The organism is Streptomyces flavidovirens DSM 40150 (assembly GCF_000429085.1).
Classification (GTDB): Bacteria; Actinomycetota; Actinomycetes; order Streptomycetales; family Streptomycetaceae; genus Streptomyces; species Streptomyces flavidovirens.
Map to the genome: position 1 here is coordinate 165,296 of NZ_KE386846.1, position 14,373 is coordinate 179,668.

9 protein-coding genes and 1 pseudogene are annotated in these 14,373 nt (G+C 71.7%); 3 read left to right on the plus strand and 7 right to left on the minus strand.

The window, feature by feature from the left end; translation table 11 throughout:
* Positions 1-228: 228 nt before the first annotated feature.
* Positions 229-1,674 (plus strand): nucleobase:cation symporter-2 family protein, encoded by a 1,446-nt coding sequence (locus tag G412_RS36920; RefSeq protein WP_051338732.1) that lies wholly within the window; start codon positions 229-231, stop codon positions 1,672-1,674.
* 126 nt (positions 1,675-1,800) lie between these two features.
* Here the strand turns inward: G412_RS36920 and G412_RS0131510 are convergent, their stop codons facing one another.
* The 6 genes and pseudogenes from G412_RS0131510 to G412_RS0131535 all read right to left on the minus strand — a co-directional run bounded on the left by G412_RS0131510 (position 1,801) and on the right by G412_RS0131535 (position 8,109).
* Positions 1,801-2,523: a hypothetical protein gene (locus G412_RS0131510; RefSeq protein ID WP_028815514.1), complete on the minus strand. Its 723-nt coding sequence runs from the start codon at positions 2,521-2,523 to the stop codon at positions 1,801-1,803.
* A 159-nt stretch (positions 2,524-2,682) separates the two neighbouring features.
* Complete coding sequence (locus tag G412_RS0131515; RefSeq protein ID WP_078607563.1) at positions 2,683-4,617, minus strand: M64 family metallopeptidase; 1,935 nt, start codon at positions 4,615-4,617, stop codon at positions 2,683-2,685.
* 66 nt (positions 4,618-4,683) lie between these two features.
* Entirely contained in the window at positions 4,684-5,892 is a 1,209-nt protein-coding gene (locus tag G412_RS36925) for an anhydro-N-acetylmuramic acid kinase (RefSeq protein ID WP_051338734.1), read from the minus strand.
* A 5-nt stretch (positions 5,893-5,897) separates the two neighbouring features.
* Positions 5,898-7,217, minus strand: a complete 1,320-nt coding sequence (locus G412_RS0131525; RefSeq protein WP_028815516.1) for an MFS transporter — start codon at positions 7,215-7,217, stop codon at positions 5,898-5,900.
* A 135-nt stretch (positions 7,218-7,352) separates the two neighbouring features.
* Positions 7,353-7,643: pseudogene (locus G412_RS40025) on the minus strand (hypothetical protein); the annotation flags it as partial.
* A 46-nt stretch (positions 7,644-7,689) separates the two neighbouring features.
* Positions 7,690-8,109 (minus strand): cupin domain-containing protein, encoded by a 420-nt coding sequence (locus tag G412_RS0131535; RefSeq protein WP_028815518.1) that lies wholly within the window; start codon positions 8,107-8,109, stop codon positions 7,690-7,692.
* Between the two features lie 52 nt (positions 8,110-8,161).
* Between G412_RS0131535 and G412_RS0131540 the strand changes: the two genes are divergently transcribed.
* Together G412_RS0131540 and G412_RS36930 are read left to right on the plus strand one after the other, a co-directional pair.
* On the plus strand, positions 8,162-9,175 hold the full coding sequence (locus tag G412_RS0131540; protein WP_028815519.1) for a GlxA family transcriptional regulator: 1,014 nt from the start codon (positions 8,162-8,164) through the stop codon (positions 9,173-9,175).
* Positions 9,176-9,242: 67 nt separating this feature from the next.
* Complete coding sequence (locus G412_RS36930) at positions 9,243-12,617, plus strand: NACHT domain-containing protein (protein ID WP_157839224.1); 3,375 nt, start codon at positions 9,243-9,245, stop codon at positions 12,615-12,617.
* Here the strand turns inward: G412_RS36930 and G412_RS0131550 are convergent.
* Entirely contained in the window at positions 12,578-14,356 is a 1,779-nt protein-coding gene (locus G412_RS0131550) for a hydroxysqualene dehydroxylase (RefSeq protein WP_028815520.1), read from the minus strand. The two genes, G412_RS36930 and G412_RS0131550, sit on opposite strands and share 40 nt — an antisense overlap.
* Between the last annotated feature and the right edge of the window lie 17 nt (positions 14,357-14,373).

The window sequence follows — 14,373 nt, forward strand, 5'->3', positions numbered from 1 at the left end:
ATTCGGCACCACCTGCGGATCCCATGGGTGAACCGGGCTTTGTTGTGTCAATCGAAGGAAGTCCTGCCAATCCAGGACGCAATGTGTAGCTCAGGGCGACGTGGTGTCGGCAACTCCGCCAGACGTCGGCTTCCGTACGAGCCGATCCGCCCTCCCCCTCCCGCCATCCGGGACGCGACGGCGGCGGTCCTCTCTCATTCACCTACCTCGCGCGAAGGCAAGGCAGAGATGGCACGAGTCTCCCGACAGTCCGCCCGGCAGTCCGCCCGGAACCTCACCCGGCAGCCGGCCCACCCGGTGGACCACATGCTCCCGCTACCCAAACTCACCCTCTACGGCTTCCAGCACGTCCTCGCGTTCTACGCCGCAGCCGTGATCGTCCCGATCCTCCTCGGCAACGCCATGGGCCTGTCCCGGCAGGAGCTCGTCTACCTGATCAACGCGGACCTGCTGACCTGCGGTATCGCCTCGATCATCCAGGCCCTCGGCGTCTGGAAGATCGGCGCCAGGCTGCCGCTGGTCCAGGGCGTCACCTTCACCGCCGTCTCTCCCATGATCGCCATCGGCCTGGGGGCGGGCGGCGGCACCGCCGGACTGCTCGTCGTCTACGGCGCGGTGATCACGGCGGGCATAGCGACGTTCCTCTTCGCACCGTTCTTCAGCAAGCTGGTGAAGTACTTCCCACCGGTCGTCATCGGCACGATTCTCACCATCATCGGCCTCACCCTCATCCCGGTGGGCCTCCAGGACGCGGCAGGCGGCTCGCACTTGATGGGCGACCCCGCCTACGGCGATCCGAAGAACCTCGCGTACGCGCTCGGCACCCTCCTGTTCATCCTGGCCATGGTCCGGGTCGGCAAGCCGTTCCTGAGCAGTCTCGCCGTGCTGCTGGGACTGGTCGGCGGTACGGCCGTCGCCTGGCTCCTCGGCGACGCGCACTTCGGCGCGGTGTCGCAGGCGGACTGGTTCGGGGTCAGCACACCGTTCCACTACGGCATGCCGAAGTTCGAACTCCTTCCGATCATCGCCATGACCGTCGTCATGCTGATCACGATGGTCGAGACCACGGGTGACGTCTACGCCATCGGGGAGATCACCCGGAAGAAGGTCGACGGGGACACCGTCGCCAGGGCGCTGCGTGCCGATGGTGCCGCGACCGTTCTCGGGGGCGTCCTCAACTCGTTCCCGTACGTGGCGTTCGCCGAGAACATCGGTCTGGTGCGCATGTCCAAGGTCATGAGCCGGTACGTCGTCGTCGCGGCCGGAGTCTTCATGATTGTCCTGGGGCTGCTGCCGAAGGCGGGCAGCCTGGTCGCCGCGATTCCCCACCCGGTGCTCGGCGGTGCGGCGATCTCGATGTTCGGCATGGTCGCCGCCGTCGGCATCCAGATCCTGGGCAAGGTGGACCTGCGGGAGGAGCGCAACGCACTGATCCTGGCCGTGAGCCTCGGCGCCGCGCTGCTGCCCACCACGGTCCCGTCGTTCTTCGACCGGATGCCGGACGACGTACAGGCGGTCCTCGACAGCGGGATCACGCTGGGCGGCCTCACCGCCATCACGCTGAATCTGTTCTTCAACGTCTTCACGCGCCGCAGGGTCATGGAGATCGACTGGGACGACATGGAGGAGCCGGACGGCTCGGCGGAGCCCTACACCGGCGCCACTGCCCGCTGAGCCGCGCGCCATCGGCCGGGGGCCGGGAGGGCTGCTGGGCCCTCGCCGGCCCCAACGGGCGTACGGGCGCGTACCGGTGCACGGGCGTACCGGCGTAGGGGCGCGTACCGGCGTACGGCGCAGGGGTCAGCGGCCCACCGTGTTGAACGGCGGTACGTCGCCCGCCTCACCGATCAGCTCCCAGAAGTGGTCGACCAGCCGACGCAGATACGCGGCCCGTTCGGCCGCGATCTCCTTGAGCCGGGCGTCGGCGTTGCGCGCCACCAAGTGCCCCATGTAGCGCTCGGAGAACGCGGCGAACTCCGCGTGCATCGTGCGCAGCGCATCGCCCACCAGGGTCTCGTCGACACAGACGATCTCCGCCACCCGGCCGACATGCGCCTTCCACCGCCCTTCGATGGCCGACCGCAGATGCTCGGCCAGCTCGTCGACCCGGCCCATGATCCCGATCAGCTTCCGCAGGGAGAGACCCAGGGCGTCCACCAGAGCCCTGGTCTGGCGCGGATCCCCGTCCCAGCGCTGAGCCGCCTCGGCAGCGCGGTAGTCGGCCGCGTCCATGCCGATCCGGTACGCCAGCCGCTCCACGCTCAGCAGCCGGGCCAGCCGGTGTTCGGCGAGGGTGCGCGGTTCGATGCCCATCAGCGTGGTGGTGGTGCACCACAGGACATCGGCCAGCGCGAAGAGCTGCGGCTCCGACGGCACATGGGTGCCCTGCTCCCAGGCGGCGATCAGGTCGGGGTGGGTGGGGGCACCGCATGCCGCCATGGAATGCGCGACCTGAGTCGTGGTCAGGCCCATCCGGGCGCGCGCGGCTCTGGCTTCTGCGGGGGAGAACGGAGTGCTGTACACGGACGAGACACCTCGCTGCACCCGGCGGGCGTTGGGCGCTTGGGGGAGACGGACGGGTGGACGAACATCCAGGAGCGGGCAGATTAACAGAACATCCAGTGGTAGGAACCCCTGGCTGCCCTTGGATACGAAGGCACCCGAAGGTGCGGGCCTGCCCGCCTACCCCTCGTCGTCCCCCGCCCCCGGAGGGATCAGCGTCGCGCGGAAGGACTTTGCCGGGGCGACATTGCCCGCCGAATCGATCGTGCGGTACTCGACCGTGTGCGAGCCGTACTCCGGTGTCGCGTCGTCCCACGGCACGACACGCGGCGTGCCGAGCTTGCCGTAGACCAGGTCGTCGATGACCGTGCCGCCCGGAGTGAACCGGAACGGTGCGTTCGCGTCCGTCGGCCAGCCGAAGTACGTGTACCAGCCGTCGCCGTCGACCCGGAACTGCATGACGACGTAACCCGCCTGATCGTCGCGGGCCGTCAGCTTCATCGTGAACGGACCGTCGTAGACGTACTCCACCGGCTTCCCCGGCCGCCGCACCGTGCGCAACGGATCGGACAGCTCGTACGCCGCCTTCGCGGGCGTCGCGTCGACGTTCCAGGTCAGCGTCCGGTCCGTACCGGCGATGCGCGCCTTCAGGGTGTGACCGCCGCGGCGCAGCGCCAGCGTGCCCAGGTCCAGGTCGCGGTCGTTGCCGGGGTTGCGGACCGGTCGCCCGTCCAGCGTCCACCGCACCTGTGGGGCGCTGCCCGTGGGATGCGTGGTGTCGGCGTACACCACCGATTCGGCACCCACCGGGGAGGCAGTGCCGGTGTGGCCGGTGAACTCCACGGGGGTGGAGGACGGTTCGGTCGTGAGAGACGGGTCCACCGTCCAGGTGACGGTGCGCGTCAGTGCGGCGGAGGCGCGGATCTCCGGGTCCCGTACGAAAGGCGTCGGGTCGAAGACCGTCGCCGTGAGGGTGTGGCGCCGGCCCTCGGAGAGACCGAGGCGCCGAAGGTCCAGGCTGCGCCTGCCCTCCGTGCCGTCCACCTTCCGCCCGTCCAGCCGCCACACCGTGCCGAGTTCCCCTCCCACCGGATGCAGCGTGTCGACCCACACCGTGCGGTCGTCCCCGATCGCCGCGCTGTTCGCGGTGTGGCCCTCCACCAGGTTCACCCTGGCGGAGATGGCCTGGGTCATGATCTCCCGCTCCACCTGGTCGAAGGCGTAACCGAGCGTCTTCATCATCGAGTGCCTGCTCGGCCGCCAGACCCCCTTCGTCCGGTACATGCCGCCCTCGTGGCGCCCGATGACGCCGCCGGAGTCGCTGCGTTCGCCCAGCCAGCGCCACCACTTGTGCTGCTCGGCGCGCATCTCTTCCTCGGTGAGCAGCGTGTGGTGCGCGGAGGCCGGCTCGCCGCCCTCGTACGTACCGCCGGGGACCCCGCGCGCGTAGTAGTCGTACTCGTCCTGGAGCTTGCCCAGCGAGTGGCCGATCTCGTGCGGGGTGATGAGCGAGGACAGCGCGTTGCCGCCGGACGCGGTCGCGAAGGTGCCCCCCGCACCACCGTACGTCGCGCTGTTGGCGAGGCCGACGATCTGCCGGTTGGAACTCTTCGAACCGGGGATCAGGTCGGCCAGAGCCGTCGCCGCCGCCGAGTCGACCGACAACAGCCGCTGCACACTGGCCGGGTCGCAGCCACCCCAGAAGCCCATGTCCAGGGGGGTGTCACGGCGCGGCGCGTCCAGGCCGGGATCGCAGTCGACACCCGACTCGGCGGACGGCACTTCCACCGCCCACACGTTGATGTACGAACGGTAGGAGGCGAACGGTTCCATGCTCCACAGCACATTGAGGTGCTTGTCGACATCGGTACGGAAGCCGGCCATGTCCGCGGCGGTATAGCCGTCACCGAGCACGACGAGATTGAAGCGCTTGTCGGCGGGGCCCGTCTGCTGGACGGGCACCACCTTGGCCTTCGCGGTCACCGGGTGGGGCGCCACCGCCCTGGCCCCCGCCGCCCCCGCCGCCGCCGAGGCCGGTGGTGTGGTGCCGATGGCGCAGGCGGCGAGGAGTGCCCCCGCCACCGCGAGAAGCGCGGGTCTGTTCAGAAGTCTCATGGTGGTGCACCCTCCGTCTGCCGTACGACTGGTGATCACGCGGTGGCGGGGAGCGTACGGGTGCGGTCAACGCCCGGTAAAGGGGACGGTGTTGACCGTGGCGCAAACTGTGAGCCGGGTCGGCGCCGCCGCCACCGGCTCCGGCAGGCGCAGACCGGGTCCGCCGGGCGTGACCGAGCCGAGGACGCTCGGGCGGCGGGCGCCGGTGCACGAAGGGACCGTACCGGGCAGGCCGTGGGCGGTCAGCCAGCCGAGGACGGCGAAGGCGTACGCCTCCTTGGCGGCCGACGGCAGCCCCAGTTCGTCCGACGTCCGCAGGGGTACGCCGCCGAGCTCCTGGCGCAGCAACGCCATCAGGACCGGGTTGCGCGTGCCACCGCCGGACGCGATCACCTCCGTGGCGCCGAAGGGCCGGATGGCGTCGGCCACCGTCCGCGCCGTGAGCCGGGTCAGGGTGGCGACGACATCCTCGGTGGGCAGGGACCCGAAACCGGCCAGCGCGGCGCGCAGATAGGGCAGGTGGAACAGCTCCTTGCCCGTCGTCTTCGGCGCGGGCTTCGCGTAGTACGGCTCGTCCAGCAGCCGCCGCAGCAGCGGGCCATGGACGCGGCCGCGCGCGGCGAGCGCGCCGTCCACGTCCATGGAGTACGCCGCGCCGCCGCCCGCCGACTCCGTTACCGCCGCGTCGATCAGCGCGTTGGCGGGCCCCGTGTCGAAGGCCAGCGGTTCGCCCGAACCGCCGTCGGCCACCGTGATGTTCGCGATGCCCCCGAGATTCAGCGCCACCGGGACACCTGGCCGCCCGCGCAGCCACATGACATCGACGAGGCTCACCAGCGGCGCGCCCTGGCCCCCGGCGGCCACATCGCGCGTACGGAAGCCCGAGACGACCGCGCGGCCCGTCGCCTCGGCGATCCAGGCCGGCTCACCGATCTGGAGCGTGCCGTGCACCCGGCCGTCCTCCGCCCAGTGGTAGACGGTCTGTCCGTGCGAGGCGATCAAGTCCGCACGTCCGCCGCACAGTTCACGGTCGGCCCGGACAGCGGCGTCGGCGAAGGCCTGCCCGATGCGTGTGTCGAGCCGGCACACGGCGGCGAGTGTTGTCCCGGCGGGGGGCAGCGCCCCGGCCAGCGCCGCCCGCAGATCGTCGTCGTACCCCGAGCTGATCAGGCCCAGCGGCGTGAGCACCAGGGCGTCCCCGTCGAGGGTGAGGTCGGCGGCGGCGGCGTCGATGGCGTCGTGCGACGTGCCGGACATCAGGCCGATGACCCGCATGCCGCTCACCGCAGCGCCCGCTTGTGGTCGTCGCCGCGCAGCGTCAGCAGCGCCAGGACGCTCACCGCGCAGGTCACCGCCGCGTAATAGGCGGGGATGTCGACGTCACCCGTACGCTTGACGACTTCGGTGATGATGAGCCCCGCGCAGCCCGAGAACACGGCGTTGGACAGCGCGTACGCCAGGCCGAGTCCCGTATAGCGCACGGTGGTCGGGAACATCTCGGCCAGCATCGCGGGCCCCGGCCCGGCCATCAGCCCGACGGCCGCCCCGGCACCGAAGAGCGCCGCCCCCTTCGCGTACGCCGACTGGCCCGGGTCCTGCACCAGATTCAGCAGCGGCAGCGCGAGCACGGCGACCAGCAGCGCCCCGGTCAGCATCACGGTCCGCCGCCCGATCCGGTCACTGACCATGCCCGCCGGCAGGATCGACGCCGCGAACCCCACATTGGCGAGGACCGTGGCGACGAGTGCCTGCTGGAACGTCGCGTTCAGCGTGCTCTGGAGGTATGAGGGGAGTACGACCAGGAAGGTGTAACCGGCCGCCGACCAGCCCATGAGCCGCCCGGCGGCCAGCGCGACGGCCGTGACCGTCTCCCCGGCGGGCGGCGGCCGCACGGGCTCGCTCCGCCCGACGACGGCCGACGCGAAGGCCGGCGTCTCGTCCAGGCGCAGCCGCAGCCACAGCGCGACGAGCCCGAGCGGCAGCGTCAGCAGGAAGGGCACCCGCCAGCCCCATCCGTTGAGCTGCGACTCGGTCAGTACGGTCGCGAGGAGCGCCGCCATGCCCGCGCCCGCGAGCAGACCGAGCGCCACCGTGAACGACTGCCACGCCCCGTAGCGCCCCCGCCGGCCCGGCGGCGCGAACTCCGTCATGACCGACACCGCGCCGCCGAACTCCCCGCCCGCCGACAGGCCTTGCAGGATCCGCAGCAGCGTCAGCAGCCACGGGGCGGCGGCGCCGATGGAGGCGTACGTCGGCAGCACACCGATCAGCGCCGTGGCGCCGGTCATCAGACAGATCACCAGGATGAGCGTCGGCCGGCGGCCGAACCGGTCACCGAGCCGCCCGAACACCGCCGCCCCGACGGGCCGGAAGAAGAACGCCAGCGCGAAGGACGCGTACGTCTTGATGAGCCCCTCTACGCCGCTGCCGCCCTCAGGGGTGAAGAAGTGCGCGGCGATGATCGTGGCGAAGTAGCCGTAGACGCCGAACTCGTACCACTCGATGAAGTTGCCGACGGACCCCGCCACCAGCGCCCGGCGCGAGCGGACCGGCCGGACTGCCACAGGAGGGGGGACCGGACCAGGGGCGGATGTGGTCATGGGGCAAGCGTGCTGACCGGGCAGCCGCACCACAAGTCCCGTGCCGCCACCTGCCGTACGTCCCACCCCTGTCCGGCGCCAGGCCCCGCCCCGCCGGAGCGGGACAGGGCCGGCTGTCCGTCGCCCGCCGCGCGCTCAGACGCCCGGTGGCACCCGCGAGGGCCGGCCGGAGCCGCGCGTCATGGTGTACCCGGCGACGGCCGCGGCCGCCCCCAGGCCGCCCCCGCCCACCGTCCAGAGCCAGCGCGACGACCACCAGCCCGACGAGAACGACTCCCCGGCCGCCTCGGCCACCTCCGCGCCGGACGCGGTGACGGAGGCGGCGTCCCGCGGGGCCGCCTTCGCCTGGCTGCCGTGGACGCAGGCCTGGCGCCGGCGCAGCCCGTCGTAGACATCGAGCTGCCAGGTGGCCGCGCCGTGCCGGGCGGGAAGATCACCCCCGGCCCCCAAACGCCGGACGGGCCGGTTGTTGTCAGAGCGCGTGGCCGGTCGTCGCGTCCACGTGGGCCGGGACCGGGTCATGGCTGTCGCCCACCGTGGACGTGCCGGCCGGTTCGAACACGAGAATCGACGCGCCGCCCGCCGACGACGGCTTGTGCCAGGTGCCGCGCGGGACGACGTACACCGAGCCGGTGGGCAGCACCACAGACCGCTCCGCACCCTCCACGCCGCCGTCGCGCAGCGCGATCGTCAGCTCGCCGCCGAGTACCTGGAAGAACTCGTCGGTGTCCTCGTGGACGTGCCAGACGTGCTCGCCCGCGACCTTGGCCACGCGTACGTCGTAGTCGTTGACGCGGGTCACGATGCGCGGGCTCCACAGCGCGTCGAAGGAGCCGAGAGCGTCGGCGAGCGCGAGGGGTTCCTGCTGCTGGTGCGGTTCGTTCGTAGCCATGGCCTCATCGTCGTCCCTGGCGCCGCGCCACTGTGAGTGCTAGGAATCGCACATGCCGCAAGAATCCTCGCAGGAGGTCTCACCGTCCCGGTCGCGCCTCCACCGGGTCGTCGTGATCGTCGACGAGAACTCGAACCCCTTCGAACTGAGCTGCGCGATCGAAGTGTTCGGCCTGCGCAGGCCCGAACTCGGCCGCGAGCTCTACGACTTCGCCCTCTGTTCCCCCGAACCCCGCATCCTCATGAGGGACGGGTTCTTCACGCTCACCGGAGTGGCGGGGCTGGAGGCGGCCGACACCGCCGACACCCTGATCGTGCCCAACCGGCCGGACATCGACGTGCCGCGCCGCCCGGCGGTACTGGACGCCGTCCGGCGGGCGCACGCGCGCGGCGCCCGGCTGGTGGGCTTCTGCAGCGGCGCCTACACGCTCGCCGAGGCAGGGGTGCTCGACGGGCGTCGCGCCACTGCGCACTGGCAGTGGGCGGACTCCTTCCGGGCCCGCTTCCCCGCCGTCCGGCTCGAACCGGACGTGCTCTTCGTCGACGACGGCGACATACTCACCGCCGCGGGCAGTGCCGCCGCCCTCGACCTCGGACTGCACCTGGTCCGTCGCGACCACGGCGTGCGGATCGCCGTCTCCGTGAGCCGCCGTCTCGTCTTCGCCGTCCACCGCGACGGCGGCCAGCGCCAGTTCGTCGAGCACCCGATTCCCTCGGCCGTCTCCTGCGGCGGCACTTCGCTCGGCCCGCTCCTGGAATGGGCGAGGGGGCGGCTCGGTACGCCGCTGACCGTATCCGGCCTCGCCGCGCACGCGGCCGTGAGCCCGGCGACGCTGCACCGCAGGTTCCGCGCCCAGCTCGGCACCACACCCCTGGCCTGGCTCACCGCCGAACGCGTCGCGCTGGCCTGCCGCTTGATGGAGGGCGGCGACCGGGCCGTCGAATCCGTGGCCCGCGCGAGCGGACTCGGTACGGCCGCCAACCTCCGCGCCCAGTTCCGCCGCCGCACCGGACTCACCCCCAGCGCCTACCGCGAGCGGTTCGCACCGGGCGCCCCCGGCGCCTGAACCGGCTTTCTGCGGCGGATTGTGGAAGCAGGACGTCTGTGATCCCTTCGGGTGATAGACCAGAAGGGTGCGGGGGCGACGACTTCTCAATTACAGCGACGCGGTGGCGATCCTCGGCGGCGACAGCGCCGCGCTGACGGCGGCCGACCAGGCGCTCGGCGGCGCGCTGTCGATGGCGACGGGCGGTGCCAGCGACGCGGTGCTCAACCTGTTCGAGGCGCGGGGAGGGGTGCTGCGGCTCGGGCGTGACCTGACGTCGGGGCTGCGGGAGCGGCTGGGCTCCTGCGAGCGGGCGGAGCGTACGGAACGGATCGCGGCGGCGCACGCCGTGCTCGTGGTCACGGCGTATTTCGAGGCGCTCGGGGAGGCGGAACTCCCCTTCGACCTCGCTGAGTTACGGCTCACCCGGCGCGAGCAGATCGGTCTGGCCGGGGGTTCGGAGGACGCGAACGGCTTCATTCACACGCTGGTCGCCACTGCCGCCCCGCAGCCCGCGCCGCATCTGCCGTACGAGGAAGTGTGCGACGAACTCGAAGACTGGTACGGGGTGCTCTCGTTCAGGCTGGTGCGATTCCTTCGCGGACTGGCCGTATGGGACGGGCTCGACGAGACGAAGCGCCTACAGACGTTGCAAGCGCTGGGCCATGACCTGGGCCGCCGGGCCATCCAGCGTTACGGCGAGCTGTACGCACAACTCGCCCTGGCAATACCGGAGTTCGGCTTCTGGTCCGGACAGATCGAGCACCAGGCCACCCGCGCCGGACTCCGTCAGGCGCTCACCGGCATCGAGACCGCCCTGGCGGGCCTGACCTCGTTACGCCCGTTCACGCACGCCGCCGCCGCCCTCACCACCGGCTACCGGGCCGCCCTGCCCCGGCCGATCCTGGCCGAGGGAGACGCGCCGACGGGCGTGTGCCTGCCCACCCTCGGCGAGGGATACGTCGACCCCGACTTCCGCGTCCAGGCCGTGGCCGAAGGCCCGCACGGACCCGCCGAAGAGGAGTGGTGGGAGACCGCGCCCGTACGGTCCGACCTCACCGAGTACCTCGCGGGAGCCCTCACCTCCGTCGCCACCACCACCGCGCCCCTGGTCGTCCTCGGCCAGCCGGGCGCGGGGAAGTCCGTACTGACCAAGATCCTCGCCGCCCGGCTGCCGGAGGCGGGCTTCCTGCCCGTCCGGATCATCCTGCGCGAAGTGCCGGCCGACGCCGACGTGCAGGACCAGATCGAACACGCCGTACGCGCCACGACCGGCGAACGGGCATCCTGGCCGGACCTCGTCCGGGCAGCGGAGGGGGCCGTACCCGTCCTCCTCTTCGACGGCTTCGACGAGCTGCTCCAGGCCACCGGCGTCAGCCAGTCCGACTACCTGGTACGGGTGGCCCGCTTCCAGCAGCGCGAGGCGGACCAGGGGCGGCCGGTCCTCGCGCTCGTCACCAGCCGTACCGCCGTCGCCGACCGCGCGCGCTACCCCGAGGGCGCGGTGGCGCTGCGCCTCGAACCCTTCCGGGAACAGCAGGTCGAGCGCTGGCTGGACCTGTGGAACCGCCTCAACGAGCCGTACCTCACCGCGCACGGACTGCGGCCCCTGCCCGCCGCCGTCGCGGCGCGCCACCATGCCCTCGCCTCCCAGCCGCTGCTCCTGCTGATGCTCGCCCTGTACGACGCCACGGGCAACGCCCTGCAATGCGGAGCCGACGCCGACGAACCGCTGGGCGAGGCCGAGCTGTACGAGGAACTCCTCGCGTCGTTCGCCGTCCGCGAGGTGGGCAAGTCCGCCACAGCGCTGACCGGACAGCAACTGGCCAACCGGGTCGAGCAGGAGCTCCAGCGCCTCTCCCTGATCTCCTTCGGCATGCTCAACCGGCACCGGCAGTGGATCACCACTGCCGAGCTGGAGCAGGACCTGGCCGCGCTGCTCGGCCGCCCCGAGTCACCCCGCGCCGGCTTTCGCGCGCCGCTCGACCAGGCGGAAATCGCGCTGGGCCGGTTCTTCTTCGTCCAGCGGGCGCAGGCACTGCGCGACGACCAGCGGCTGGCGACGTACGAGTTCCTGCACGCCACCTTCGGCGAGTACCTCGCCGCCCGTCTCGCCGTACAGCTTCTCGGCGGGCTGCTCGACCAGCGCCCGGCGCTGTCCCTCGGCAGGGCGGGAGTCGACGACGACCTGCTGTACGCCCTGCTGTCCTACGCGCCGCTGTCCTCCCGCCAGATGCTCCGCTTCGTCGGCGCCCGGATCCGCCGTATCGCCGCGCAGGACCGTGAGCGGCTCGGCGGGTTACTCGTCACCGTGATGGCCGACCACCGCAACCGCACCGAGCACCGGTTCGGCGAATACCGGCCGACCGTCCGCGCGACCTCCTCGCGGCACGGTCTGTACGGCGCCAACCTGATGATGCTGACGGTGCTGATCAGGGACGGAGTCAAGGCGAGCGAAGTGTTCCCCGGCGACACCAATCCGGCGGGCACCTGGCACCGGAACGTACTGCTGTGGCGGTCGGCGTTCACCGAGCCGGAGTGGACGGACTTCGCGATAGCCCTCGACCTCCGCCACACCTGGAACGGTGACCGGCGGGACCTGGACATCCGGCCGGCGGACGATGTCCTCGTCCCCGAACCGGTCGACGCGTACTGGCTCTACGGCCGCCCGCCGGGCCACGGGGACCGCACCAGCAACGTCTGCTGGTCCCGCCCCTACCCGGACCAGATCCGGCACAAGATGGCGGTGTCCGGCGGGACCAACGACGCGCTCGTCCTGCACGCCGCAGACCCTCTCTTCCGCTGGATGGGCTCCGCGGTCACCACCTTTGTCGGTACGCCGGAGGGCACCGCCACTTCGGTCGCCCACAGCCTGACGGACCTGTGGCTGGCGAGCGGCCTCGGTGCCCCGGACGGCCACCTGGCTGTTCTGTACGAGCGCTGCGGCACGTTCCTCCGGTCGCGCTCCGGTCTCGACCAGGACACCCGCGAACGCGCGGTCCGGCTGGTCCTGGGGCAACTGGTCAACGACGCCGCCCGGCTGCCCGCCTCCGTGGTGTGGAGTGTGCTGGACGCGCTGTACCCCCGCGAGCTCGACCCCGAGGTGTCGCTGGAACTGAAGGCGCGTGCCGCCATGGTGGCACTGGAGTCGGGCGCCACCGGGCAGGAGCGGGCCGAGCTCCGGAACTACTGGGAGATGGTCGTCGAAGCCCTCCTGGCCGGCGGCGCCTTCGGCCGGGTGCTGGGCCTCTGGGCCGAAACCCCGGAATCGCAGTGGGCGAGCGGGTGGTTCGGTGACACGGTCCGTGAGGTGCTGGACCGGACGGCCGACAGTCAGTTGCGCGGTGCGCCGGCGGAGACCCTGGACCGGGTACGCGGCCTGGTCGCCGCGTATGCCCCGGTCCGCCCGGACGGCAACGGCCATCAGCCCACGTCGAGCGCGTTCCGCAGCCCCAGCCGATAGCGCGTCCGGTCGTGCCGCTTCAGGAACTCGATCTCCGGCGGCCGGAACAGTGGTGTGACCGTGCAGCGCGGGGCGGTCGAACCCACGCGGTCCAGCAGGGCATTGACCGCCGCGCGGGCCGACGCGTTCGCGCCCTCCATCGTCGCCAGGTCGATGTCGACGGACACGTAGTCGCCCGCCAGGAAGAAGTTGGGGATCTTCGTCGCAGCCGACGGCCGGTTGTGGAACGTACCCACCGGGTGGATCAGCAGCTCGTCCTCGTTCCTCGGGTCCGGCGTGCCGATGCCGTCCACGCCCGGGTCGAGGAACCACGAGTGGAGTGCGCTGTCGCGCAGTACGGTCTTGCCGGTGTCGTTGAGCGCGGCCTTGAGCTGCGCCCACACCTCGCGCGCGACCTCCTCGCGGGTGCACTGCTTCGCGGTCTTCCCGTACAGGATCCCGGCCTTGTCCCACTCCGAGATGTCGACCGACAGGCAGTCCGCCGCCGTGCCGTCGCCGTAGTCGGCGGGGAAGTTGCGGTCCGGCCAGTGCTGGGCCTGGGCGATGGCGGTCAGGGACCAGGGCGAGTCGACGCAGTTGAGGTGGCCGTGCAGGATCGGCGTACGCTCCGTCAGGTAGAACTGGATGCCCGTCATCCAGTCCGTCCTGAGCCGGTCGCACCGCGCGAGCTGCGGGTCGGCGGCGCGCATGGCGGCGTTCCAGGTGGGCCGTGCGTGCTCCACCGGGAGGGCGCACACGTAATGCCCGGCGGTCACGGTCCGGCGTACGCCGTCCGGGTCCTCGATCATCGCCGCCGAGATCTTCCCGTCGGCGTACTTCATCTCCCGTACGGTCCAGCCGATCCGGAAGTCGACGCCCAGGCCCCGCAGATGGTCCACCCACGGGTCGATCCACGCCTCGTTGGTCGGCGCGTTGAGGATGCGGTCCGGCGGGCCGTCGGCGCCCCGGCCCAGTGCGTTGAGCACGAAGGCCTCGCCGAGCGTGCCGACCGTACGGGTGCTGGCCTCCTCGGCCTTCGTCGCGACGATGTTGCGGGTCACGCCGATGGCGAGGATGCGCTGGTAGTCCTCGGACATCCGCTCGGCCCGCACGAAGTCCCACCAGGGCGTGCGCTCCCACGTGTGGTCGCGCCGCTCGTCGCAGCTGGTCAGGAAGACGAGCGCGCGGTTCACGAAGTACGCGCTCTCGTGCGCGGGGAGGTTGGCGGCGGTTTCGAGCAGCCCGGTCAGCGCGCGGCGGATGTCGTCGAGCGTGAGGTCGGCCGGCTGGTGGCCGGGCCAGGGGATCGGCATCCGCAGGTCCTCGCGGCCGGTGCGCGCGAACATCATCTCGCGCGGTGCGACGAGATTGTCGTGGACGCCGTTGGCGTTGCCGGGGAACGGGATGCGGCGCATCGTGTCCGGCAGGTTGTGGTAGATGCCGGGGATGAAGCGGAAGCCGTGCTCGGCGGGCAGCCGTCTGCGCCCGCCCTTCGCGCTCTGCGGTACGTCCATGCTGCGGGCCTTGCCGCCGAGCGCCCGTTTCTCGTACACCGTGACGGCGAAACCGCGCTCGGCGAGCTCGTGCGCGGCCGTGAGGCCGGCGACCCCGCCGCCCAGCACGGCGACCGGCTCCTGAGCCTTGGCCGCAGCCGTACTCCGGGCTGCGGCGGCCGTCGCGGGCGCCGCTCCCAGCGCCATCGCCCCGCCCGCCGCCGCCACCGCGGCCCCTGCCACGAAGGTGCGTCTGGAACTGCCCATGCCCGTCCCCCTGTCGC